The organism is Pseudomonas sp. Emmai, assembly GCF_055179735.1.
In genome coordinates this window covers 4,674,583-4,697,766 of the sequence record NZ_CM143685.1, presented here as the reverse complement: position 1 = coordinate 4,697,766, position 23,184 = coordinate 4,674,583, and the positions used below count along the sequence as shown (strand labels likewise).

Here is a 23,184-nt window from a genome sequence, read left to right as displayed (position 1 = left end):
CATGCCAAACGGTAAGTCAACGCCGCACTTCGGTGCGGTGGCGGCTGCCCGCGCTTCAACCTTTGACTGGTTCTGGAGTTCACGCATATGGCTGCTTTATCGCAATCGAGTCAAACCGGGCAAGACCCGGCCAATCAACCCGTCCCCGCCGAAGCGCGCATGGGGCGACTGTCCCTGACCATGGCCTGGTGGGCGGTGTGCAGCGCGATGTTCTACATCGTGGTCGGCGCATCACTGGCGTTGTCGTACGGCGCGCGCAATGCGCTGATCGGCATGCTCCTGTCGGTGATCAGCTACGGCTTGGTCAACAGTGTGCTCAGTCGCTTCGCGATTCGCAGCGGCTTGTCGGTGGCGCTGTTTTCACGGCTGTTGTTCGGCAGCACCGGGGCGTGCCTGGCGACCTTGATCTTCTTTTCCACGGCGATCTATTACGCGGTGTTCGAAGGCTCGGTGATCGCCGTCGCGCTCAATCACCTGTACCCGGAACTGGTGTATCCGCTGGCGGCGTTGGCGGTGGTGCTCTACAGCGTGCCGATGATCCTGGGCAGTGTGCAGCACTGGCTGGACAAGCTCAACGGCGTGCTGCTGCCGGTGTACCTGGGCGGCTTGCTGGTGGCGGTGGGGCTGTCGATCAGTCGTTATGGCTACCAGCCGCAATGGCTGGACTTCGGCCCGGCCACCCCCAGCGCCTTCGGCTGGTGGGACTGCTTCGTCGCCTACATGGGCGTCTGGGTGCTGATGCTGTTCACCTTCGACTACGCGCGTTTCGGCAAACCTGAAGACGCCGAGTACCACGGTCGCTGGAACTTCGGCATGCCGTTCTACGCCGTGACCTTCCTGCTCAACGGCGCGGCCGGCATCTACCTGGTCAGCAGCATTCCCCACGACGGCGCGCTGAACGAAGTCTCGGTGGTGATGGCGATTCTGCAGTTGATGGGCCTGTGGGGATTGTTGTTTGTCTGGGCCACGCAAACCCGGATCAACACGGCCAACTACTACTTGGCGACGTTGAACATGCAGGCGTTCTTCGGGCGGTTTGGCATTCGTGGTTCGTACCTGATGTGGGCGTTGGTGGTCGGGGTCATTGTGTACGGCTTGATGCTTGCCGATGTGTTTGCGTACATCCTCAAGGCGTTGGCTTATCAGGGGATTTTCGTCGTGGCCTGGGTGGGCGTGGCGTTGGCGCAGATTCTCTATGGACGCAGTGATGTGGCGGCGCTGGAGCGGGTGGCCGCGTTCAACCCGGTTGGCTTGACGGCCTGGTTTGGCGCGACGGGATTGGGGCTGGCGTTGATGTTTTCTGGTGGTGATTTGGGGAGTTTTTCTGCGCCAGCCACGGTGATCACTGCGTTCGCGTTGCAGGTGGGGTTGTCTCATCGGAGCCGGTTGCGGTTGCCGCTGGCGGAGTAGGGGAGCAGGCATTGCTTTTGGTCGTTTTCAGCCGGTCGTGACGGGCGGGAAGCGGCCAGAAGTTGCCATGGCGCGCCGAGATTCAGGCACAAAGTCGGACCCGAAATGCAGGGACGGCGCGGTCAACCATGTTCCGCTGCCAACATTGATCGGAACTGAGAAATGATCTCTGAAGATAGCCCGGCACCTTCGAACACTGCGCAGGTGAAGCTAACGGGGGCGGTGCTCGGTGTATCGCTACCGCTTGATCCACATGGGTGTCAGGCACGACTCGGTCGTAGCCAACGATGAGGAAACGGATACGACGGGTTCAACCAGTCGGGTTTGGTGATAGGAGAAACCCTGCAGCAAAGCTGCAGGGCAAGTTAGCTTTTAGCCTTGACTCGAGACCGGCTAATGGGTGTCCCTTTTACCAACAGTATTGGGGAAAAAGGGGACCATTTATTTTCCAAAGGAAAAACACATCAGTCCCTTTTTTGGCGTTTAGTTAACCAACACCTCGTCCAGTGCCTGCTCGAGGGTGCTGACCGTGCGCTCGATATTGTGCAGCTTTTCGAGTCCGAACAGACCGATGCGGAAGGTCTGGAAGTCGGCCGGCTCGTCGCACTGCAACGGCACTCCGGCGGCAATCTGTAGGCCGTGTTCGGCAAATTTCTTGCCGCTCTTGATGTCGGCATCATCGGTGTAGCTCACCACTACGCCAGGGGCCTGAAAACCGGCTGCGGCCACGCTTTTGATGCCTTTGCCGGTCAACATTGCGCGCACCCGATCGCCCAGAGCCTGTTGTTCGCCGCGGACCTTGTCGAAACCGTAGGCTTGCGTCTCTTTCATCACTTCGTTAAATCGCGCGAGGGAATCGCTGGGCATGGTCGCATGGTAGGCATGTCCGCCCTGTTCGTAGGCCTGCATGATCTGCAGCCACTTTTTCAGGTCGCAGGCGAAGCTGCTGCTTTGCGTCTGTTCGATGCGCTCGAGGGCCAAGGAACTGAGCATTACCAGTGCGCAGCAAGGGGAGGCGCTCCAGCCTTTCTGCGGTGCGCTGATCAGCAGGTCGACTGCGCATTTCTGCATATCAACCCAAAGCGTGCCTGAGGCGATGCAGTCCAGCACGAACAGGCCACCCACCGCATGCACGGCGTCGCCGACGGCCCGCAGGTACTCGTCGGGCAGGATAATCCCTGATGAGGTTTCAACGTGGGGGGCGAAGACAATCTGCGGCTTCTGCGCCGCAATGGCTGCCAGCACTTCGTCCAGAGGGGGTGGGGCGTAGGCAGCCTGGTGACCAGTCTCGACCGGTCGGGCTTTCAGCACCGTGGTGGCCGCCGGGATGTTGCCCATCTCAAGGATCTGGCTCCAGCGATAACTGAACCAGCCGTTGCGTATCACCAGGCATTGCTGGTTGGTGGCAAACTGTCGCGCCACCGCTTCCATGCCGAACGTGCCACTGCCCGGGACCACCGCAACCGCCTGGGCGTTGTAGACCTGCTTCAGGGTCCTGGAAATGTTCTTCATCACGCCTTGAAATGACTGCGACATGTGGTTGAGCGAGCGGTCGGTGTAGACCACTGAGTATTCGACCAGCCCCTCGGGATCGATATTGGGATATAGCTTTGACATGGCGTGACTCCTTTGGCAGAGATCTCAGTGGTATCGACCCTGCCCTAAGCCTTGGCAAATGACAAGATTGCTCAGGATGAATTGCGACTTCTGACGAGCGGCTGGCATCCTCAGGTCGATTACTGGACGTAGTAACGCTCGCAGGTGGCTGCTGAGTTGTGGGAGGGTGGGCTTTAAAAATTCCTACCTCCTTACGTTCGGTCGATAACGACCAGTTGCGAAGGGCAGCAGTCGACCCAAAGCTGACGTTCGTCGAAGAGGCATCGGTGCCGTAGGGGACAGATGACCGTGCATCCTACAGAGCTGCAGGGCGTCATCCGACATAAGTCTCGGACCATTCCTACAAAGTTGATCGACCATTTATAATCTAATCCCTTCCCAATGTATTTAGAGTGGAGGGCGTGCAGTGGTTCGCTTCGTTATTATCTTTTTTCTCATGTTTTATTATTCTGCGGGCGCGCGTGCTGCCGGCGCATCTCCAGCATGTTATTTTGATAATCTATATTCGCGTAGTGTCATGACCGGTGATTTCGCGTCCGCGAAGCTCCACGAGGTGGTGGGTTACTTCGAATATGGTTGGACGGTTAGCAATTGTGACAATGTACCAGGCGCGCCGTATGGGAGTGCGGCCTATGTTGGATATTACGGTCCTGGAGGTATTAGCGACCCTTATTGTACGTCGACGATCAGTGGCATCTATCTTGATGTGTCGCCTTCTTACTGTCGGGTGGATGCTCCATTCGGGTCTATGACGACAGTGATTAGAATTGATCAGCCGTTTCCGCAATCTGGATATATACGGAAAAATTTTGTTCGAAATCAATATCAACTTTCCGCGCCTGGCAATTACAAACTGGGACCTAAGCTGAACACTCTTTATTTAGGTTGGTATAGGGGGACTACAACCCCGACGAACCCTTACCTTCATGTATTGTTACACACTGGCGATGAGGGGCCTGCCATTATTACCACCTGCTCCCTGGTAAACACAGATATCTTGGTCAACTTTGGCGAAGTTTCGGAGGCGAACGCGTCAGAGCCGTTTGATATTGAGTTCTCGGGATGCACCAATCAGGCTGACACCAAGCGCTTTAATGATTCGGTTTCCTTAAGCTTTGTATCTGACGATATTCGTGCTGACGGTTCAGCACTATTAAATAAGTCATGTGCCAACTGCGCTAAAGGACTTCAGATAGCATTGAAGGATGGCAAAGGAACACCGATTAATCTATCCAGGAGCTACAAGTTATCGAGCAATGGTTCGTCGACGATCAGTCCCACCGGTTTGAAATATGGTTTTATCGCGGATCTACAACGAAACCCAGATCAAGCACTTTCTGGTGGTAACATCAACACAAACCTAACCTTTGTCACGAGTATTGAATAAGAAGCGGTCTTGCTTAAGTTGAATATCGTTGGATAATGAAAATGTGTAAATTTAAAGTTTGGCTTATGGGGTTGTTTGTTTTTCTGCTAGTCAACACGGCACTGGCCAATTCCAATACCGCAGAAACCGCTAGCAATTTGCTGTGGCGTTTGGGCCCAAGCGGTGAGAGTGTCGTTGTCCAAAACACGGGAGCCTTTCCCATTTCAATGTCGCAAGTGGTTACCCAACGAAGAAATGAAAAGGTATTGCTCGCCGAGCAGCTAACGTTGGCCGCCGGAGAGCGAAGGGTTATCCCTGTCACATCTATTTCATTCGGCACGTCGCTGTTCTTCAATATCCTCAACGACAGAGGCGATCAAGAACATTTCCAGGCGGCCTTGCAAAGTGCCGCAAGCACTCCTGCGGTGCCGGCATTCGATCCGCGCCCCGTTATCGATTGATTCCGCTTCTCTTCTCCGGCCGTATTGGAGCTACTTGCTGAGGTGGCTTCGTTCACGGTGCGGGCACCTTCTATGTTTTTGACTTGGTTCCCGACGACGTTCGACGTCTGCGATTGGCCGAAATCGGTCCCTCAGCGGCTGAACAAACAAGGCCCAGCTTCAGTGAATACTTTCACCACATTGCTTCCTTCCGAGCGAAATTTCCGGGCAAGGTCTTCGGAAATTTCCTTCAAGTTGTGGCGGTTTTGGTGAACTGGTGCGCGGTGAGTTTGATCGGTAGGCTTTGGTGGTCGCTGCATTTTCAGTGACAGGGTGTAGGAACCCTTTAGTAGCATCGGTAATGCGTTAGCAATCGAAGTCAGATTTGCGGCCCGCCATGTGCGCCCGTAATATCCGTCGCGGCGGCTATGCGCGGGCACGTTTCGGCGTGGTCGAGTTTTCCGATGCTCGGTATTCCTACCCCGCGTATAGCTGCCACCCAAGCCTGTAGGAAGGCTGATGGCAGCTTCCATTTCTCATCGGAAGCTTAAAAATGCCAACACTACATCCTGATCCACCTTACGAAAAACCAACTCCCCACCCCGAAATCCGCTTCATGGCGCTTACCAGCAACTGCGACGACATGCCCACCCTGTTCGTCGACACCCACGCGCCGCTCGATGTTTTGTATGACGCCGCCAATTACCGAATCCGCGCCGTAACCCAAGCGCTGGAAAACCTGTCCATGCGCGGCTCAATCGAATGTGAATCCTTCATCCTCAGCGACTTTGCCCTGCTGTGCGCCATTCCATTACGCGATGGGTGTGATGTGCTGGATGTGCTTGGGCGGCGGTTGCGGGCATTGCCGTCGGAATAGCGTCTAGCGCTGTTTTTGTGGCGAGGGGGCAAGTCCCCTCGCCGCAGGACAAGACACGCACTCGGGTTCCAGATCCTTGCTTTGCACCGCTGCCGGTAATGCCCGCAGGCTGTCCGCCAGAAGTGCCTCGCTGCGGCTTGTCGTAGCTACCACGCTGTTGTTCGCAGCTGATAGCGCCTGCTGCAAATATTGTTCACCCAGTTGCAGGTCTCCCTGCAAAAACGCCCGCAGCGCCGCACAGCGTGGACGCAGCCAAGGGTTAAACCAGTCAAGGTCGCTGTTCGCCCAATCGTCCCACAGGTGCCTCGCGTCCTGTTCTAGATAAGCGCGGACGAAAGCGAACTCAACGCGCAACAGAGTGATCAGCGTGCCCATGCCGTTGAGTGACTGCGCATATTCCTGCAACACCGTCTCCAGATTCTGCTCCAACTGCGTCGCCGCCCGGAAATCGCCTTGGTCCAGCAAGGCGCCAAGGCGGTAGCCGATGGCAATCAAGGGTTGAGGCATGGCGCCTTGGGACAGCTGTGCAATGTCGGTTTCCGGCAGTTGCTCGCAGGTTACTCCTGCCACTGACATTGCCAGCAAGCGCAACTCGGCCAATTCGGCACGCTGGTCGTCGCGGTGCAGCCACCAGGCGATAAGGAGCATACCGTCGCTGTGCAGAATGCGGGAGGTTGGCACCAGATTAGCCAATGCCATGCTCAGGTTAAGCATGGCAAACGCCAGGAAAAATGCTGACATTAGCCCACCGGTGAGCCAGCCCAATCCCGCTGTGGCCAGGCCCATTAGCAAGTTGGCCAAGGGCCCCATCAGCACAAACCACAGCATCTGCTGGCGCAGCGGAAGCTGACAGTTTGTCGCCGCCATTACGTAGCCGCCGAGTCGACGACCCTTGAGCTGTGGCGACCAGCGAATCTGCCAATTCCGGCGTCCTACCTGAACCTCCACGGCGGCGACTCGCATCATCAACACCGGCATGTGATGCAACCTGGCGCCCAGGTAATGACCGCCTTCATGCACGACCAAGGCAACGACACCTAACCCCGACGCCAGGATCATCGACAAAAACGGTTGTAACTCGGAGCGCAGGTGCAGCCCCAGAATCACCCCCGCGCCTATCCAGCCCGCCAAGCCCATGAGCACCTGCAGAAGGCGCAATAGGCTATTGAGAACGACCTGCGTCTTGCTGATTTTCACTACAGCCTTCCTTGAGCTTGCAACCGGCGCAATAGCTCCGGATTTTCCAGACGCTAGCGACAGTCACCATCCTGCTATGGCAAAGCGTCGCGCTTGGCGAAGATGCTTGCCATTTGCGCCGCATTTTCGGTTCCCCAGGTGCACAGCGGCATGATCGCGTCAGCCAGGCTGCGACCCAGCGGGGTCAACGCGTAGTCCACGCGCGGCGGCACTTCTTTGTAGTCGGTCCGCACCAGCACGTGATCGGCCTCCAGGTCCTTCAATTGCTGGATCAGCACCTTGTCACTGACGCCCGGGATCAAACGCTTGAGCTCGCCGTAACGTTTCGGGCCGTCGCGCAGGAAAAACAGGACCAGCGGTTTCCACTTGCCCGAGATGATGCGCAGCGTGGCGTTGAGCCCACAACCGGTGCCACAGATTTCAGAAGTCGTCGTCATTTTTTGATACTTACCTAAAGGTGCATACTTGTCCTTAGGTTATCAGCACTGCATCCTCGTCTCAAGCAAGCAATTCCCTGCTTGGCACAACTCCAACGAAGGATGCACGACATGACCAGACTGAATGGAAAGACCGCCGTGATCACTGGCGGCGCTACCGGCATCGGCCGCGCCGCTGCAAAACGCTTCATCGAGGAGGGCGCCTTTGTCTTCATCTTTGGCCGCCGGCAGGAAGCGCTCGATGCCGCTGTCGCCGAACTCGGGCCCAATGCCCGTGCGGTGAAGGGCTCGGTGTCCGAGCTGGCCGACCTCGACCGACTCTACGCGGCGGTGAAGGCCGAGCGCGGAACCCTCGACATCGTCTTCGCCAATGCCGGTGCGGGAAGCCAGCTTGCGCTCGGCCAGATCACCGCCGAGCACATTGACGAAACCTTCGACACCAACGTGAAGGGGACGATTTTCACCGTCCAGAAGGCGCTGCCGCTGATGGGCAAAGGCGGTTCGATCATCCTGACCGGTTCGAGCGCCGGCACCACGGGCGCCCCGGGAATGAGCGCCTACAGCGCGAGCAAGGCGGCAGTGCGCAACCTCGCGCGGACCTGGGCCGAGGACCTGAAGGGCACCGGCATTCGGGTAAACGTGCTGTCGCCCGGGGCGACGGCGACCGAACTCGCGAAGGAAGCGCTGGGCGAGGAGGGCCAGAAAATCTACGCCGCGATGACGCCGCTTCAGCGCATGGCCGATCCGGCGGAGATCGGGGCCGTGGCCGCCTTTCTCGCGTCGCCGGACAGCAGCTTCATGACCGCCAGCGAAGTCGCCGTTGACGGCGGTCTTGCGCAACTCTGACGCCCTACGCCCGGGCGCTCCATTCGATGATTCGGAGCGCCTTAGAACGCTATAAACCTCAGGAGAATATATGAGCTACGCAATTATCGGCTTCGGCAATATCGGCCAGGCCCTGGCCAAGGCGTTTGCCCGCAATGGCATCGAAGTAGCCGTGGCAACCACGCGTGAACCGGAAAGCTTTGCCGCTGCCGCTGCCGCGATCGGCCCCCAAATCATTGCCAAAACACTGGCGGACGCGGTCAAGGCGGACATCATTTTTCTGGCTGTTCGTTTCGAGTCGCACCCGGACGTCGCGAAGGTGCTGCCGAGCTGGAAGGGGAAGACCATCATCGATGTGACCAATGCCTACGGCGTGTCCCCTGAAGAACTGGGAGGAGAGCCTTCTTCCCGAGTCGTCGCGCAGGCCTTTACCGGCGGACGACTGGTCAAGGGCTTCAACCATTTGGGCGCCGCTGTCCTTGGCCAGGATCCGGCCGTGAAGGGTGGCAGGAGAGTCGTGTTCCTGGCCAGCGACGATGACGGCGCCGCAGCGCAAGTGGGTGCGCTTGCAGAAAATCTCGGTTTCTCGCCGATCAAACTGGGCGGGCTTTCGGAAGGTGGGCTGCTGGTGCAGGCGCGCGGAAATACCTGGGGCCAACTGATCTTCAAGGACTTGGTCAAGTTCGACTGATAAATCTCGATCGCAAATGTTGAGGGCGGTCCTGGCCACCACTTATGTGGCCAGGTCAGTACTCAATAATGAAGGAGAGGAATGATGATGCTTGATAATGAAAAAATAGTCAGAGAGCTCTGCGCCGCCGCGCAAGGACAAGGAACGGATATCGAGAAGTTTGTTTCCATGTTCTCTGAGGAAGGGTACATGTGGGATATGGCATCCGGCATGAAGTTTCACGGGAAGGCCATTGGTGAGTCTATCGCGGCTATGGTCAGTGCGTTCCCCGATGTTCACCGTGAGATATTTAACATCCATGTTGCGGGAGACGTCGTTGTTGTCGAACTCGCGATTCGCGGCACGCACAAAGGTGATTTGCCTCTTCCTTCAGGGACGCTGGCTCCCACGGGCAAGAAGATAGATGTTCCGTCATGCGATGTTTTTCACCTCGAAGGCGGGAAGGTCATCTCTTTCCATTGCTACAACGAGGCTTGCGCGATGCAGCAACAACTTGGCCTCGTCCCCGGCTGAATGACCGCCACCACGCAATCCGATGCAAGCGCAATGGAGACGTCTTTATGAGCATTCAAGAGAATATCCAGGTTGTGAAGGACTTTTTTGCAGCAATGGGCGGCGGCGATAGGCAACGTCTGCTGGCGTTGTGTGCCGAAGATTTCGAGTGGATCATTCCGGGGGAGGATTGGCCGCTGGCCGGCACATACCGCGGGCACGCGGGATTGGCGGACGTGCTTCAGAAGGCATCCGCTGAACTGGAAACATCCATGGAGCCCCCCGAGTTTGTAGCGCAGGGCGACCGGGTTCTGGTTGTCGGCTTTGCGACGGGGAAAGTCAAAGCCACGAACCGGACGTTCGAGGACTATTTTGTCTTCGCCATCACTGTGCGCAATGGCCAGCTGGCGAACATCCGCGAGTACGTCGACACCCAAGCATTGGCGCGGGCCTCAGAAAGGGTCGCGAGCCCAAGGCCCTGAGTCATCAGGACCGATACCCACTCATTTACGCGCCGTGAAAAGGCGCGTTCGCCGCCTTGTTCATCTACCACCCTCAGGAAAAAGGCACCCGCCATTGCGGACCAGCGCCTTCACTTCCTCGCTCGCCTGCAGGGGGTTTTGACTGAATCGAGCAATCAGATCCTCCTGGCGCCGCACGTACGACTCTGAATCATGCTTCGCGCTCCAGAGCACAATGTTGATCACAATAGGAATGAGGTCCAGACCCTTCTCGGTCAAGGTGTAGAAGTCCTTGCGCCTGTCGTCGGGGCTGGGCGCCTTCGCGAGAACGCCTTGCTTCTCAAGAAAGGCCAGTCGGGAAGCAAGGACATTGGTCGCGATTCCCTCTTCCGATTTCAGGAAATCGCCATACGTTTTCTTTCCTACAAAAACGATGTCGCGAATGATCAAGAGCGACCACCGGTCGCCGAAAATCTCCACGCCGTAGTTCACCGCGCAGTGGGATCGAAAGTCTTCTTTAAGAGTTGTCTTCATGGCGGGATCTTAGCATTGCTTGCATGTCGCAAGTAAACCCGGCAGATCACTTGCTTTTTGCAAGTAAAGCGACCGGCATGGATCGTACGTTGAATGAGTGCCATCTCGGCTGAGCGTTCCCGGTGAACCACTTCTCGCATCACATCACGCATATGGAGTCGTAACATGCACGTTTTAGTCACTGGCGGAACCGGCCATATCGGTTCTTACATCATCCCCGAGCTCATCGCCGCCGGCCACGAAGTCACCGGCCTGGCCCGGTCCGACAAGTCCGCGGCTGCGCTGATCGCACTCGGCGCCAAGGTGCGTCGCGGGGATATTTCCGACCTCGAGGGGCTCAAGGCTGCGGCGGCGGACGCCGACGGCGTTATCCACGTCGCGCACCGGCAAGACCTGCTGCCCACTGGCGGGATCGACGCCGTCGCCGCTGCGGAACTCCAGATCATGCTCGCGTACGGCGAGGCACTGGCTGGAAGCGGCAAGCCGCTGATCGTCTCGGGGAGCATCGGCGCACCCGGGTGGGAAACCCTGGGCCGACCCGCCACCGAGGAAGACCCATCACTTCCCGGCGGCGATGCGTACAAGGGGACCTTGCGGGTTCGCAACATCGTCGAAACCACCGTGATCGGCCTCGCAGAGCGGGGCGTGCGGTCGGCGATCGTGCGAATTCCTACGATCGCGCACAGCACGACCGACGTTGCCTTCCTTCCATTGTTGATTGGGCTGGCGAAGGAAAAGGGCGTCATCGGTTATCCGGGAGAAGGCGCGAACCTGTGGCCGGCCGTGCACGCCCGTGACCTCGCCGTCTTGTTCCGCCTGGCGCTGGAGAAGAGTGAGGCTGGCAAATATTGGCACGGGGTCGAGAGTGAGGGCTTCCGGTTCCGCGAGATCGCCGAGGCCATTGGCAGCCGACTGGGCGTGCCGGCCGTGAGCATTCCCGCGGACGTACTGATGCTGCCGGGATACTTTGGATTCCTCGCGAATCTGGTCACGCTGGACCTCCCGGCGTCCAACCTCATCACCCGCCAGACCCTCGGCTGGGAGCCTGTTCAGCCCGGCCTGCTCGAGGACCTCGACAACGGCCATTACTTCCCGGCCGGTTGAGTTCGGCAGGCTGCCGGGTCGCAACTGGCCCGGCGGACATCAATGAGCAATACCCTAATTCACGAGGAGACTGCACATGAGCACTATCAGCATTATCGGTTCAGGAGGCATGGCTGCGGCGATCGCCGGTCGTGCCGCCAGAGCTGGACATGCCGTTGAGGTGATGAGCCGTGACCCGCCAAGGCGCAGGCGCTGGTCGATAAGCTTGCGGCCGGAGCGACCACAGGGACGTATGGGGCTGCGCCGGCCGGCGACATCGTCATCCTCGCCGTGCCATACACCGGTGCGGCGTCGGTGGTGGCTGAGTACGGAGACGCGCTCGACGGCAAGGTGATCATCGACATCACCAACACAGCCTCTCCGGACCTCACAGGCCTCGTCTCTCCCGCCGGCAGTTCGGGTGCGCAAGAGATCGCCAAGGTCGCTCCCGCCAGCGCGCATGTCGTGAAGGCATTCAACACCCTCTTCGGCCACGTCCTTGCCAAGGGAGGCCCCCTCGACGCGTTCATCGCGGCCGACGATCAGCAGGTAAAGGCGCGCGTCTCGACGTTCATCGAAAGTCTCGGGCTGCGTCCGTTGGATGTCGGTGGCCTGCACATGGCCCAGACGCTCGAGGCGCTCGGCCTGATGATGATCGGCCTGGCGAAAAACGGCGCCGGCACTTGGGACATCGCCTTGAACGTCGATATCGGCTGAATCGCCGACAGCCGCAACACGGCATTAGGAAGCTAGGGCGTAAAGCCCTAGCAAATAGCAGATGTCACTTTTTCTTTTTCGTCGGCTTATCGGCCTTCTCTGATTTCTTTGCCTTGTCTGGCTTGCTATCAGCTTTTTTTGCAGATTTCTTTGGTTCGGCATCTTTTTTCTTGTCTTTCTTGTCGGAAGATTTCGAAAGAGCCGACGCCGCAGCTGATTTTTTTGCCGGTGATGATTTTTTGTCTTTCAAATCCTTGCTGGCTTTTGAAGACTCACCTTTGCTTTTCTTCTCGTCTTTAGCCACGTTGACCACCTCTCGGAGTCTGTTGGTATTGGCAAATTGCCTGTGGGATTACCCACCTGCTGATCATTAGGCGAGCGCGTCCAAAAGCGGTTCAAATTTTTTGATGCAAGGTCTTCGGAAATTTTCTTCAAGTTGTGGTGGCACAGCGCACCCTCATGTCCCCCTTCATCATTCTTAGGGGACGATGAGGTTTCGCTATTTACCAAGGAAGGTCATGAACATTCGTCTGACGGAAACAAAGGACTGGCGGCTATTGAAGCAAATCCGTCTTGCCGCGCTGTTGGACGCGCCGACAGCGTTTGGCGTGAGTTACCAAACGGCGGCCAATTACACGGACGACCAGTGGAAAGAGCGCGCTTCGTCCACGGGAACGCAATTCTGGCTGGCCCTCAAGGACGATCAACCCGTGGGCATGATCGGAGCCGGGGTCAGCCAGGCGAATCGCTTCAACCTGATTGGCATGTGGGTTGAACCCGCCGCACGCGGTTCTGGCGTGGTCGCTCGGTTGGTTGAGGCGGTGAAAACCCGGGCGATGGAAAAAGGTCATGACCGCGTTTACCTCGACGTCTCGCCGGACCTGGCGGCGGACGAGTGGGTCAGCCCGGACGTGAAGCAAGCCCCGGCGATCTACCCGCCGAAAACGGTCCTGGAAAAACTGTTCATCGTCGAAGACCTGCCGCCGGCCATCGCGCGGTTGACCACGCGTCTTTGGAACAAGCTGAAGACCAATACCTGAAACCGTTGGGCAATTTGTCGCGAGCAGATCCTGTGTAGGAGCGAAGCTTGCTCGCGAAAGCGGTGCGTCAGGCACCTTCAATCCTGGATGTGAAACCGCCATCGCGAGCAAGCTTTGCTCCTACGGGGGAGAGCGTGTCACCACCCATCCCTGTAGGAGCAAGGCTTGCCCGCGAAAAGGCCCTGTCAGCCACCACCCAATTCGACGATCAGCCCCGAGCCGCCGCCCCTATAGCGGCACCACCAACGTCACCCAGGTGTTCCAGCCCTCGGCACGGTTCTCGGCATCGAACTCGTAATAACCCTTGAGATTGGCGTACCCCAGCGCTTTGCCAACCTTGAAGAAATGCCCGGCCTGTGGCCCGACCGCACTGACCTTGGATTTGAAGTCACCCTGGGTGGCGCCACTGCCGCTGTCCCCCGTGACCTGATGGTAAACGTAGCCGACCACGCCCAGGTGGGTCTGGCTGGTGATGAAGTGCGAAGCGCTCAAGTCGAGGTGGGCGTCGATGCCGTTTTTGTAATCGATATCGGTGTTTTCCCAGTTGTAAGTCATGCCTGCCACGGCGGAAAACTCGTTGGTTTTGTCGAAGTAGGTGTAGCCCCCCCCGCATCCATCGAGGCATGGCCCAGCCCGGTATTGACCAGCCGATCCGGGTCGTAGGCGCCGACGGGAAGGTTGCCCATGCTGTACGCACATGAAATTGTGCACGCCGTGGTTCCACTTCAACGTGCCCAGCAGATAAAGGTCACTCGCGCCCTTGAGGCTATCGTCCGTGCCCCCGGAAAAGGTCCGCCCGCGCGGGCCAGTCAACGTGGCATCGACACTGGCTTCGGACCGGCCCACGGCGGCGACCATCGACACCGCCGCTTGGGCACCCAGCAGCGGTTCGGAAGGTGTAGGTGGGGCTGGCGAACAGCAAATCGGCTTTCGCATCCAGCCCCACGGTGGTGCGGCCGCCCCGTGGAAATGGCTTGCTCCCGCCCTCGCTGGCGCTGACATGGTAGTAAATCAGCGGCATGCTCCAGCCCGGCTCGGTCGGTGCCGCCGCCAGTACACCGAACTGGCCGGGCAGCCAGAAACTGATGCCGCCGTCATCCGCTTGCACGGTGACTGCCGGCAACATGGCCATTAGCCCATCAGTGTTTTTGTTTTTGTCATCGGGGCCTCATTTGTCGACCGTTATTGGAGTCATCCATGCACGGGAAGCAAGTGTAGGCGAGGGTACGGATTTGGCGTTGGCAGATAAGGCATTTTGCTGGCCCCCAAACCCTCGACTAATCGCCAGAATCGCCGCACTTTCAGATGGTTAGGTGACATTCAATTGCGCAATCTAGTGATCTCGCTGGCCCTGGCGAGCGTTGCCGTCGCGGTCGAGGCCAAAGAGCTGAAGCCCAATGATCGGTACATGTGCAGCTGGGGCGCGGGGACGGCGGCCAGGGCTCAGGAGCTGAAACTGCAAGGTGTTTCGCTGTATGCCGCCCGCCAGAAGATCCAGGTCTACAAGTTCAACAAACCGTGGATGCACATGATGGCCATGGGCATTACCGAGCAAACCTACGACAGCAAGTCGCGGTTCAAGCCGGAAGCGATCCGCAAGAGTTTTTATGAGGACTGCGTGCGCTACAAATTGGCGCGTAAATGATGCTTCGGTCCGGGCGCCGGTCGTGATGAAATAGCCGCTCGTTTTTTCGAGAGCCGCTATATGAACCAGGCTGGCGTACTGACTATCGCTTTATTGCTCACCACAGGATTGTTCGGCACCGGGGCTCACGCGGCCGGCGATGCCGAAGCGGGCGGGAAACTGTTCACCCGCACCTGCGGTGGCTGCCATCAAGTCGGCGAATCGGCGCGACCGGGTTTTGGCCCCGTGCTCAACGGTGTGATCGGCCGCACCGCTGGCAGCACCGAGGGCTATCAATATTCAGAGGCGATGAAATCCTCCGGTGTGGTCTGGACCCGCGAAACCCTGGCCAAGTACATCGAAGACCCCAAAAGCGTGGTGGCCGGGACCCGGATGATCTTCTGGGGCATCAGCGATCAGGAAAAGATCGAAAACCTGCTGGCTTACCTCGAGACCTTTCAGTAGCACCCCAAAATTGTAGGAGCGAGGCTTGCCCGCGAAGGCGTCATAACATCCAACCGATAGGGTGACTGTTACATAGCTTTCGCGGGCAAGCCTCGCTCCTACAATTCGAATTGGTTTTGCGGTGCGGCGGCATCACCGAAACCGCAACGGTATCGCCTCCGCAAACGGATAAAACTGAAAATACGGCTTGGCTTCATCGATGACCCGCTGCACCGACGGCCTCTGCATCAACCGCTCAAAATAGGCGCTCAAGTGCCCGTAGTCATTGGGGAACGGCACCAGCGTACTGGCGTAGAACAACGCCGGGACCGCCGCGCAATCGGCCAGGCTGAACGCCTCGCTGGCGACCCAGATTCTCGACGCCATCCGCCGCTCCAACATCTGGTACGCCGTGGTCAGCAGGGCGCGTTCCTTGGTCAAATCGCCATGGGCGGCGAACAGGCGGTCAGCCACGATCCGTTGCATGGGCCCCTGCACATAGTGATCGAAAAACCGGTCCCACAAACGCGCCTCCAGTGCGGTCTCCCACTCCTGCGGAACCAGGCGATGCGGGCCGGGATAACACTGGTCCACGTACTCGATGATGATCGTGGATTCCGGCACATCCTGCTCGCGCGCGTGATCATGGATGACGGGGAACTTGCCGATCGGCCACAGCGCCTGAAGCTCCGCCCGGTCGGCCTCGTTGGTCAGGTCAACGATCCTCTTCTCGAACTCGACGCCATTTTCGTACAGCGCCGTCAGCACTTTGTGGCAGAACGACGAGAGCGGATGGTAGTAAAGAGTCAGCGGCATCTTTCGGTCCTCGATGAACGTGTGCAGCCCACGACGTTGCAATTATCGGCCGAGGTTGCGGGATGCGCGAGGCGACAGGCCCAGCGGTCGTGGCGCCTGTAGAAAAATCCTGCGTCGGCAATACTCAACAGTCGGCAACCCACACGAGCGAGGCCCACCATGAACCAGGAAACGGACGCAGAGGAACGCGGCGCGGCCTCTTCGCAAATCGACGGGATCATCACTGGGCTGGGCGATTGGCGGGGCAAGACCCTGGCGCAGATCCGCGCGCTCATCCACAAGGCCGACCCCGACGTGATCGAGGAAGTGAAGTGGCGGGGCGTTCCGGTGTGGTCCCACGCCGGCATCATTTGCACCGGCGAGACGTACAAGTCCGTGGTGAAAATGACCTTCGCCAAGGGGGCGTCGCTGGAAGACCCTTCGGGCCTGTTCAACGCCAGCCTTGAAGGCAACACCCGGCGGGCCATCGATATTCGCGAGGGCGAAAAAATCAACGAAACCGCGTTGAAAGCGTTGATTCGCGAGGCGGTGAAGCTCAATACATCGAAACCGGTGAAGTGAGCAAAACAAGGGAGATATGGCCGTCCACCGGACAGCCGTGAAATTAAATGAATGTTCCGAAGCGAGGTGAATCGTAAGAATTAGAGCGGCGAAATGCCGGGATTCCTTGAGATTTGACACTGCCAGGTGGACCTATGACCTCCCTTCAGACCCTTACAGGAACGCCAATAGGTCATCCTGCGGTAGCCGACGGCGATCCGGCAAAAACCGTCTATGACGCCTTGATGCAACCGAGCGAAAAATTACGCCAGGTCGACGTTACCGATTTTCTGCAGCGAGAACTGGCCCGCGCCGACCAGGCAAACGGTGAGGTGCCGACCACGCCGGAGCAACTTGAAGGCTGGATCGAGCAAGGTGTGGCGAGGGTTGCCGAGCAGTATTCGGCGTACCTGCAAGAGCGGCATGCGGGCGGCCCCCGGCGATTTTTCAGCGGCCGCAGTCATGCGATGTTTTTCCTGCAGCATGTCGCGCCGACCAAAAGGGTGGACGGCGCCTGGCTTTACGGGCTGTTGCCGCATTGGGCGGACCATCGGTTTCATGGGTTGATTCGCACGTACCTGGAAGAGTTGGGCGACGGCGACCCCGCGCTCAATCATGTGGCGCTGTATCAAAAACTGATCGCCGATGTGGACTGCGACCCCGGCTATACGCTGGCGGATGATTATTACGTGCAGGGCGCTATCCAATTGGCGCTGGGGCAGCATGGCGCGGCGTTTCTGCCTGAAGTGATCGGCTACAACCTGGGCTATGAACAGTTGCCGTTGCACTTGCTGATCACCTCGTTCGAGTTGAATGAACTGGGCATTGATCCGCACTATTTCACCTTGCACGTGACCATCGACAACGCCAGCACCGGCCATGCGCGCAAGGCAGCCCAGAGCGTGCTGTCGCTGATGCCGATGGGGGCCGAGCGTGATGAGTTTTATCGGCGTGTCGTGCAAGGCTACAAGCTGAATGAACTGGGGATTGGCTCGACGGCGGTCATCCAGTCTTTCGACCTGGAGCAGGAAGTCATCGCCATGCTCGAACGCAAAAGATCGTTCGGCCAGCACATGCATTCCGACTACTGCCGTCTCGAAGGCCGGACCATCAATGAGTGGTTGGGCACGCCGGATCAGATCCCGGCTTTTCTTGAGGCCTTGCTGAAAAAAGGCTGGATCAAGCGCGATGAAGACCCCGCCAATAGTCGCTTCTGGACCTTGATCGATGGCGCAGGCGCGCCGATGTTCGGGGTGTTTTCGGGCTATGAAAAACAGCTGCTTTGGGACTGGATTGCCGGCGAGCGGGTGGTCGAAGAAAGCGCGACCAACGCTTTTCGATTCCAGTTCAGAGGCAAGTCCTCCGGGCCACTGGAAGTCCCGACTTCGCTCGTGCAAACCGACCCGGACCTGCAAGGGTTGATCCGCGATCTCAAGCACTGTGCGCCCGGTGAAAAGATGGCGTTGCTCAAGGATTTCATGTGTCCCGCCATGCACGCGACACCGGCCGGGCTCTATGCCACCCGTGAGTTCGTCAAAGCGATGAGCGAGAACATCAAGGGGCTACCGGCATGAATGGACAGCAGGCAGTGTTGCAACTGGGCCATTGGTTGCGCGAAAGCAACTACAGGTTCGTGACGCCGACACCCGTCACTCATCAGCGGGTCAACGAGCGGAAGGGCAACGCTATCGGCAAAACATTGCGTGATGCGTTTGGCTGGAACCGGCCCTTTGAACCGAGCTTGCTGCCCTCGAACGTTGAGCAGGAGTTGATCGAAGCTGGGCTGCTGGAACGCGACCACCCGCGACTCAAAAGCACGGTCAGATGGTCGTCGCTGGATAACCTGTTGCTGGTGCATTCTGCCTTTCCGACCACCCAGGAAGATTCGGTGTTCTTCGGCCCCGATACCTATCGTTTTGCGCAAACGATCGAACGGCATTTGCGCTCAACCGCTGGCGACATCCAGCGCGCGGTCGACATCGGCTGCGGGACCGGCGCCGGCGCGATGCTCATCGCCCGGGCGTGCCCCCAGGCTGAAGTCCTGGCGGTCGATATCAATCCCAAGGCGCTCGACTTCACCCGGATCAACGCTGAATTGGCAGGCTTGAAGAACCTGGCCTGTCACGTCAGCAATGTGCTCAGCGAGGTAGAAGGGCGCTTCGACCTGATCGTCGCCAACCCGCCGTACATGAAGGATTCCCGGCAACGCGCCTATCGACATGGCGGTGATGCATTAGGCGCCGACCTGTCCGTGCGGATCGTGCGCGAATCGATTGAGCGGTTGTCCATCGGCGGGTCGCTGGTGCTGTATACCGGCGTTGCCATTGTGGATGGCCAGGACCCGTTTCTCGCGTCAGTGCAAGCGACGCTGGACCGCCCGGCGCTGGACTGGCAGTACCGGGAACTCGACCCGGACGTGTTCGGCGAGGAATTGCTGGAGTCGGGTTACGAGCAGGTTGATCGAATTGCCGCCGTTGAGCTGATCGTCACGCGACGACTACCGGTGTAGTTCCTTTTGCAGGATACCGTCATGAAATCATTCAAAAACTTGCTGACCCTGGCTCAAGAACAGCGGCTCTACGCGCTGGATGCCTGGCACCGTGCACTCGACAACTGCATGCTGCGTATGGAATGTCCCGATGCCTACCATGAAGAGCTGCTGCGCCAGGCCGATGAAATGGATCGCCAAGGCATCGTGAATTGGGAGGAGTGGCGTGACCTGCGGGTCGAGGCGGATGCGGCGTATTTGCGGGCAGTGGCGGGCGGGGATTACCACCCTGGGCTGAGCCGAGTCCGATTAATGTAAGCATATATGTCCTTTTGCCGACATCTACTGGCTTGTTGGCGTTAGTCGGTCATGGGGCGGCGCGCTAGAGTGGCGACACTGTTCCTGGCGCCCGGATACCTGAAGATGACCCGTCCCCGTTTCTTGCCCGACAACTTCACGCTGACCCTGATCAGCGTGGTGATTCTCGCCAGTTTCCTGCCTGCCAGCGGCCAGGTCGCGGTCGGCTTTGGCTGGCTGACCAACCTTGCCATCGGCCTGCTGTTCTTCCTGCATGGCGCCAAACTCTCCCGCGAATCGATCATCGCCGGCGCTGGCCACTGGCGCCTGCATTTGCTGATCTTCAGCCTGACCTTTGTCCTGTTCCCCTTGATTGGTCTGGCGCTCAAACCGGTGCTGTCGCCGCTGATCGGCAAAGACCTGTACATGGGCATGCTCTACCTCTGCGCGCTGCCCGCCACCGTGCAATCGGCGATTGCCTTCACCTCGCTGGCGCGGGGTAACGTGCCGGCGGCGATTTGCAGTGCGGCGGCGTCCAGCCTGTTCGGGATCTTCCTTACGCCGCTGCTGGTGACGTTGCTGCTCAATGTGCACGGCGATGGCGGCTCGACCCTCGATGCAATCCTGAAAATCAGCGTGCAATTGTTGCTGCCATTCGTGGCTGGGCAGATCGCTCGTCGCTGGGTCGGCAACTGGGTGGCGCGCAACAAGAGTTGGCTGAAATTCGTCGATCAGGGCTCGATCCTGCTGGTGGTCTACGGTGCGTTCAGCGAGGCGGTGAATGAAGGCATCTGGCACCAGATTCCGCTGTGGGAACTGGCCGGGCTGGTGGTCGCTTGCTGCATCGTCCTCGCGTTGGTACTGGTCGCAGCCACCGTGCTGGGCAAAGTCTTCGGCTTCAATCAGGAAGACCGCATCACCATTCTCTTCTGCGGTTCGAAGAAAAGCCTGGCGACCGGGGTGCCGATGGCCCAGGTGTTATTCGCGGGCAGCACCTTGGGTGTGCTGATTTTGCCGCTGATGCTGTTTCACCAGATTCAATTGATGGTGTGTGCAGTGTTGGCCCAGCGTTATGCCAATCGCCAGGAAACGGTCGCTGAAATGATGGGGCAGGTGGACCCTTGAGGGCTCGGACTGTGATTGCTCAACGATGATTCATCAAGTTGCCGACAACCTGTTTCAATTTGTTGCTGCGCCCACTGTTTGTTGTTAGATTGCGCGCCTCAAAAATGAATCAGGGAAGAGTGATGTTTATTATTTGGCAAGGATGGGGCGTTCTTTCGATCATTATCCCGTTGGTCTGCATGATTCCTTTTGTAGGGCTCTTCGGCGGGTTCGGTCTGGGTTTCGGTCTGTTGGTGGGCGCGGCCGTCAACGCCTTCGTTGGCCACAAACTGAATAACCAGCCGGGCAAAACCTACATTGATCCAGCCACTGGTGGCGAAGTCGTCTTTCGCAAGAAAAACACATTGTTCTTTGTGCCTATGCAATATGTGTCGGTGTTGTGGGCATTGATTGCTGTCTTCGCGCTGCTTAATGCGCACTAAGCGCACTGCGTAGAACTGATGCACGTGGCATCTACTTTCGAAGTAGGCGCCACGCAGTTATTTGGGAACGTCTGAAGTCGCCGCGTTATTTCTTTGATCACGGCCCTTACTTCAAAAAGGCAGGGTGCAATAACGTGGTTATCCCTTCGCTCAAGACCTCCATATCCCCTCGGCCAGCGACACTTTTACGTTCGTTGTGCGCCTTCATCGTCTTGTTTACCTGTATCCATCAAGCGTTTGCTGCGGACCTGCCGCCAGCCAGCGTCGACGTATTGGCATGGCCGCGCCTGTCTTCCAGCGAGTTTGGTTGCTACCTGGAGAAGACGCTGGGGCATCGTGACAAGCGCTTCAACTGCGCCTTGAAAGGCTACGAAAATCAGGGCGATCCGTGCACCAACGCTGTGGCCTACGCAGAAGGCCCCGAGTTTCCCGCACGCCTGGCTGCCCGGGTTCACCCGCTCGCGAAGGACGTGGAACTGAGCTGGGAGCATGGGGAGTTGCAACAGGTCACGCTCGTGCTCAAGGGCACGTTCAACGAGGTCGAGGTCCGAAGGGCGTTCAAGTTGCCGCGTGCCGAAGCCTATTCGTTATCCGAAGCGGAGCAGGGGGCCTTGCCGGAAAACATCATGGACACCAGTGTCCAGGCTGACTCCTCCAACGGGCTGACGTTGGTGATGTTGACTGGCTTCGATCACATGGGCGCAGGCGATGTCGATTGCAATGCCGATGAGTGAATCGCCGGTTCAAGGCTGGCCACTTTTTCGATAACCCCCCCGTTTGCCGCTACACGGCGGCCCCGAATTTACCGCAAGGAAGCGTTGTATGCGTTCGCTTGTCAGTTGTGTGCTCTTTTCCATGGTCCTGGCGGCCCCGGCCGTGGCCGAACCGCTGTCGTTTGCGGTCAACGATCCGACTGGGAAATACCTGGTCGACGTGCTGTTCCCCGAGCCGCCGAGCGAACCGCGTCAACTGATGCCAGCGCTCATCACGGTGCGCGACAAAAACACCCTCCAAACCCTGCAGCAATTGCAGACCCAGGCCGGCAATGTGCCCAGGGAACGCGACGGCAAAGCCGATCCCGAGTTGCTCGGCAATGGAGGCTTGTTGTACTTCGCCGACTTCGACTCCGATGGCCATCAGGATCTGGCGATTCGCAACGGCACCCATCCCGAAAAGGACTACGAGGCGCAGTTCGACATCTATCTGCAGGACCCGCAGCAAAACCAGTGGGTCCTCAACCGTGCGCTGACCGACATGGCGAAAGGCGTCAGCGGCGGGATGTTCTCGGTCACTCCGCAGGACGGCATTCTGCATACGCAAACCGACCGGGGCTGCTGCTGGATGCGCTTTACGAAATGGAAAATGCACGACGGCGAGCTGGCGCAGCTTTCTACGTACACTCAGGAAGACGTGCCAGCGACCGAGTTTGGCGAAAACTCCAGCATGCCTGGCGGCTATATGCTGCGTACCACCGGCGAATGGAAGGACGGCCAGTGGCACGAACAACCGAGCCTGGAAGGACCGGTCAACGACGATCCACAGATGCTCGCCGGGACCCTTAATGGCAAGATCCCGGTAGAACTCTGGTACCAGCAGCAGGGCGAGGTGATCATCGGCGAAGTGCGCTACACCAAGGGCGGCAATGGTGAACCGATCAAACTGGTGGGGGTTCGGGAAGACTCCAGCGACACCCACTTCGGCCTTCTCGAATACACCGACGAGGGTCGTCAGACGGGCATCTGGCGCCTTACCCAGGAAAAGGTCAAACCCTACAACTACATCGGCACCTGGGTCAGCGGCGCCAAGGGCGACGACCGCGAACTGGCGATCCAGCTGCACTATGAACAGCGTGAACCGAAATACACCAAACTCAGCGAAGTCGAGCGCGACCAGCGCAGCGGCCATTACCAAATGCGCCGGGACTTCCTCGGGCGTGATGGCGACCTGGACTTGAACATCCTGCCCGACCGCGATGCCCAGGGCCGAGAAGTGGCGGAATTCACCGTGACCTTGAAAGACGCCGCAACCTTGAAGGACATCGCGACCGAGCATCACATCGTACCGATGGAAGCCGACAACCTGATCATCGTGCGCGAGCCGCAAGCGTCCAAACTACATGGCCCGTATCACATCCAACTGGTGAAAAACTTCGCGGTCATCAACTACAACGCCGCGCCAGATTCCCAGGACATGCTGACGGGGATGTATCGCAAGCAGCCTTGAGCGAAAGCTCTGGCAGAT

General features: G+C 58.5%; 29 protein-coding genes and 2 pseudogenes. 22 read left to right on the top strand and 9 right to left on the bottom strand.

Going from position 1 to position 23,184, the window contains the following annotated elements:
• Positions 1–87 precede the first annotated feature (87 nt).
• Positions 88–1,410: a purine-cytosine permease family protein gene (locus tag ACY4LX_RS21650; protein ID WP_149659797.1), complete on the top strand. Its 1,323-nt coding sequence runs from the start codon at positions 88–90 to the stop codon at positions 1,408–1,410.
• Positions 1,411–1,532: 122 nt separating this feature from the next.
• Here the strand turns inward: ACY4LX_RS21650 and ACY4LX_RS21645 are convergent.
• Positions 1,533–1,640, bottom strand: a pseudogene (locus ACY4LX_RS21645) (glutamine amidotransferase); the annotation flags it as partial.
• Positions 1,641–1,893: 253 nt separating this feature from the next.
• Positions 1,894–3,027, bottom strand: a complete 1,134-nt coding sequence (locus tag ACY4LX_RS21640; RefSeq protein ID WP_463257794.1) for an aminotransferase class V-fold PLP-dependent enzyme — start codon at positions 3,025–3,027, stop codon at positions 1,894–1,896.
• A 406-nt stretch (positions 3,028–3,433) separates the two neighbouring features.
• Between ACY4LX_RS21640 and ACY4LX_RS21635 the strand changes: the two genes are divergently transcribed.
• The 3 genes from ACY4LX_RS21635 (at position 3,434) to ACY4LX_RS21625 (ending at position 5,710) form a co-directional block, all read left to right on the top strand.
• Positions 3,434–4,414 (top strand): fimbrial protein, encoded by a 981-nt coding sequence (locus tag ACY4LX_RS21635; RefSeq protein ID WP_463257793.1) that lies wholly within the window; start codon positions 3,434–3,436, stop codon positions 4,412–4,414.
• Between the two features lie 41 nt (positions 4,415–4,455).
• The gene (locus ACY4LX_RS21630; protein WP_463257792.1) at positions 4,456–4,854 is read left to right on the top strand and encodes a hypothetical protein; all 399 of its coding nucleotides are present in this window, start codon (positions 4,456–4,458) and stop codon (positions 4,852–4,854) included.
• Between the two features lie 532 nt (positions 4,855–5,386).
• Positions 5,387–5,710 (top strand): hypothetical protein, encoded by a 324-nt coding sequence (locus ACY4LX_RS21625; RefSeq protein ID WP_463257791.1) that lies wholly within the window; start codon positions 5,387–5,389, stop codon positions 5,708–5,710.
• A gap of 3 nt (positions 5,711–5,713) precedes the next feature.
• Here ACY4LX_RS21625 and ACY4LX_RS21620 read toward each other — a convergent pair whose 3' ends face one another.
• Positions 5,714–6,907 (bottom strand): M50 family metallopeptidase, encoded by a 1,194-nt coding sequence (locus ACY4LX_RS21620; RefSeq protein ID WP_463257790.1) that lies wholly within the window; start codon positions 6,905–6,907, stop codon positions 5,714–5,716.
• Between the two features lie 74 nt (positions 6,908–6,981).
• Positions 6,982–7,344: a winged helix-turn-helix transcriptional regulator gene (locus ACY4LX_RS21615; RefSeq protein WP_149659791.1), complete on the bottom strand. Its 363-nt coding sequence runs from the start codon at positions 7,342–7,344 to the stop codon at positions 6,982–6,984.
• Between the two features lie 111 nt (positions 7,345–7,455).
• On the opposite strand from ACY4LX_RS21615, the gene ACY4LX_RS21610 reads away from it, so the two are divergent.
• The 4 genes from ACY4LX_RS21610 (at position 7,456) to ACY4LX_RS21595 (ending at position 9,834) form a co-directional block, all read left to right on the top strand.
• Positions 7,456–8,190: an SDR family NAD(P)-dependent oxidoreductase gene (locus ACY4LX_RS21610; protein WP_149659790.1), complete on the top strand. Its 735-nt coding sequence runs from the start codon at positions 7,456–7,458 to the stop codon at positions 8,188–8,190.
• A 70-nt stretch (positions 8,191–8,260) separates the two neighbouring features.
• Positions 8,261–8,860 carry an NADPH-dependent F420 reductase gene (locus ACY4LX_RS21605; RefSeq protein ID WP_463257789.1) on the top strand — a complete coding sequence of 200 codons (600 nt, stop codon included), beginning with the start codon at positions 8,261–8,263 and terminating at the stop codon, positions 8,858–8,860.
• Between the two features lie 84 nt (positions 8,861–8,944).
• Complete coding sequence (locus ACY4LX_RS21600; RefSeq protein ID WP_463257788.1) at positions 8,945–9,373, top strand: nuclear transport factor 2 family protein; 429 nt, start codon at positions 8,945–8,947, stop codon at positions 9,371–9,373.
• A 47-nt stretch (positions 9,374–9,420) separates the two neighbouring features.
• On the top strand, positions 9,421–9,834 hold the full coding sequence (locus ACY4LX_RS21595) for a nuclear transport factor 2 family protein (protein WP_463257787.1): 414 nt from the start codon (positions 9,421–9,423) through the stop codon (positions 9,832–9,834).
• Between the two features lie 60 nt (positions 9,835–9,894).
• Here ACY4LX_RS21595 and ACY4LX_RS21590 read toward each other — a convergent pair whose 3' ends face one another.
• The gene (locus ACY4LX_RS21590; RefSeq protein ID WP_463257786.1) at positions 9,895–10,347 is read right to left on the bottom strand and encodes a winged helix-turn-helix transcriptional regulator; all 453 of its coding nucleotides are present in this window, start codon (positions 10,345–10,347) and stop codon (positions 9,895–9,897) included.
• A gap of 165 nt (positions 10,348–10,512) precedes the next feature.
• On the opposite strand from ACY4LX_RS21590, the gene ACY4LX_RS21585 reads away from it, so the two are divergent.
• The 3 genes and pseudogenes from ACY4LX_RS21585 (at position 10,513) to ACY4LX_RS21575 (ending at position 12,147) form a co-directional block, all read left to right on the top strand.
• Positions 10,513–11,451, top strand: coding sequence for an SDR family oxidoreductase (locus tag ACY4LX_RS21585; protein WP_463257785.1), 939 nt, complete (start codon positions 10,513–10,515; stop codon positions 11,449–11,451).
• Positions 11,452–11,527: 76 nt separating this feature from the next.
• Positions 11,528–11,742 (top strand): annotated as a pseudogene (locus ACY4LX_RS21580) (NAD(P)-binding domain-containing protein); the annotation flags it as partial.
• 6 nt (positions 11,743–11,748) lie between these two features.
• Positions 11,749–12,147, top strand: coding sequence for an NADPH-dependent F420 reductase (locus ACY4LX_RS21575; RefSeq protein ID WP_463260672.1), 399 nt, complete (start codon positions 11,749–11,751; stop codon positions 12,145–12,147).
• A 64-nt stretch (positions 12,148–12,211) separates the two neighbouring features.
• Here ACY4LX_RS21575 and ACY4LX_RS21570 read toward each other — a convergent pair whose 3' ends face one another.
• Positions 12,212–12,460, bottom strand: coding sequence for a hypothetical protein (locus ACY4LX_RS21570; RefSeq protein ID WP_463257784.1), 249 nt, complete (start codon positions 12,458–12,460; stop codon positions 12,212–12,214).
• A 205-nt stretch (positions 12,461–12,665) separates the two neighbouring features.
• Here ACY4LX_RS21570 and ACY4LX_RS21565 point away from each other — a divergent pair, with 205 nt between their 5' ends.
• On the top strand, positions 12,666–13,187 hold the full coding sequence (locus ACY4LX_RS21565) for a GNAT family N-acetyltransferase (protein ID WP_463257783.1): 522 nt from the start codon (positions 12,666–12,668) through the stop codon (positions 13,185–13,187).
• A 228-nt stretch (positions 13,188–13,415) separates the two neighbouring features.
• Here the strand turns inward: ACY4LX_RS21565 and ACY4LX_RS21560 are convergent, their stop codons facing one another.
• Both ACY4LX_RS21560 and ACY4LX_RS21555 read right to left on the bottom strand, forming a co-directional pair.
• Positions 13,416–13,742, bottom strand: a complete 327-nt coding sequence (locus ACY4LX_RS21560; RefSeq protein ID WP_463260628.1) for a SphA family protein — start codon at positions 13,740–13,742, stop codon at positions 13,416–13,418.
• A 211-nt stretch (positions 13,743–13,953) separates the two neighbouring features.
• The gene (locus ACY4LX_RS21555) at positions 13,954–14,313 is read right to left on the bottom strand and encodes a hypothetical protein (RefSeq protein ID WP_463257782.1); all 360 of its coding nucleotides are present in this window, start codon (positions 14,311–14,313) and stop codon (positions 13,954–13,956) included.
• Between the two features lie 192 nt (positions 14,314–14,505).
• Here ACY4LX_RS21555 and ACY4LX_RS21550 point away from each other — a divergent pair, with 192 nt between their 5' ends.
• A complete protein-coding gene (locus ACY4LX_RS21550) occupies positions 14,506–14,832 on the top strand; it encodes a hypothetical protein (RefSeq protein ID WP_372242351.1) in 327 nt (108 codons plus the stop codon).
• Between the two features lie 60 nt (positions 14,833–14,892).
• Positions 14,893–15,276, top strand: a complete 384-nt coding sequence (locus tag ACY4LX_RS21545; protein WP_463257781.1) for a c-type cytochrome — start codon at positions 14,893–14,895, stop codon at positions 15,274–15,276.
• A gap of 132 nt (positions 15,277–15,408) precedes the next feature.
• Here ACY4LX_RS21545 and ACY4LX_RS21540 read toward each other — a convergent pair whose 3' ends face one another.
• The gene (locus ACY4LX_RS21540) at positions 15,409–16,071 is read right to left on the bottom strand and encodes a glutathione S-transferase family protein (RefSeq protein WP_463257780.1); all 663 of its coding nucleotides are present in this window, start codon (positions 16,069–16,071) and stop codon (positions 15,409–15,411) included.
• Between the two features lie 159 nt (positions 16,072–16,230).
• On the opposite strand from ACY4LX_RS21540, the gene ACY4LX_RS21535 reads away from it, so the two are divergent.
• The 8 genes from ACY4LX_RS21535 to ACY4LX_RS21500 all read left to right on the top strand — a co-directional run bounded on the left by ACY4LX_RS21535 (position 16,231) and on the right by ACY4LX_RS21500 (position 23,166).
• Positions 16,231–16,632 (top strand): DUF1801 domain-containing protein, encoded by a 402-nt coding sequence (locus ACY4LX_RS21535; RefSeq protein WP_463257779.1) that lies wholly within the window; start codon positions 16,231–16,233, stop codon positions 16,630–16,632.
• Positions 16,633–16,766: 134 nt separating this feature from the next.
• Positions 16,767–18,185 carry an iron-containing redox enzyme family protein gene (locus ACY4LX_RS21530; protein WP_463257778.1) on the top strand — a complete coding sequence of 473 codons (1,419 nt, stop codon included), beginning with the start codon at positions 16,767–16,769 and terminating at the stop codon, positions 18,183–18,185.
• Positions 18,182–19,120, top strand: a complete 939-nt coding sequence (locus ACY4LX_RS21525; RefSeq protein WP_463257777.1) for a methyltransferase — start codon at positions 18,182–18,184, stop codon at positions 19,118–19,120. The genes ACY4LX_RS21530 and ACY4LX_RS21525 overlap by 4 nt, the downstream gene beginning before the upstream one ends.
• A 21-nt stretch (positions 19,121–19,141) precedes the next feature.
• Positions 19,142–19,417 carry a hypothetical protein gene (locus tag ACY4LX_RS21520; RefSeq protein ID WP_463257776.1) on the top strand — a complete coding sequence of 92 codons (276 nt, stop codon included), beginning with the start codon at positions 19,142–19,144 and terminating at the stop codon, positions 19,415–19,417.
• Between the two features lie 105 nt (positions 19,418–19,522).
• On the top strand, positions 19,523–20,521 hold the full coding sequence (locus ACY4LX_RS21515; protein ID WP_149659776.1) for a bile acid:sodium symporter family protein: 999 nt from the start codon (positions 19,523–19,525) through the stop codon (positions 20,519–20,521).
• Positions 20,522–20,643: 122 nt separating this feature from the next.
• The gene (locus ACY4LX_RS21510) at positions 20,644–20,943 is read left to right on the top strand and encodes a hypothetical protein (RefSeq protein ID WP_149659775.1); all 300 of its coding nucleotides are present in this window, start codon (positions 20,644–20,646) and stop codon (positions 20,941–20,943) included.
• 194 nt (positions 20,944–21,137) lie between these two features.
• Complete coding sequence (locus tag ACY4LX_RS21505) at positions 21,138–21,677, top strand: hypothetical protein (protein WP_463257775.1); 540 nt, start codon at positions 21,138–21,140, stop codon at positions 21,675–21,677.
• 88 nt (positions 21,678–21,765) lie between these two features.
• Entirely contained in the window at positions 21,766–23,166 is a 1,401-nt protein-coding gene (locus ACY4LX_RS21500) for an XAC2610-related protein (RefSeq protein WP_463257774.1), read from the top strand.
• Positions 23,167–23,184 lie beyond the last annotated feature (18 nt).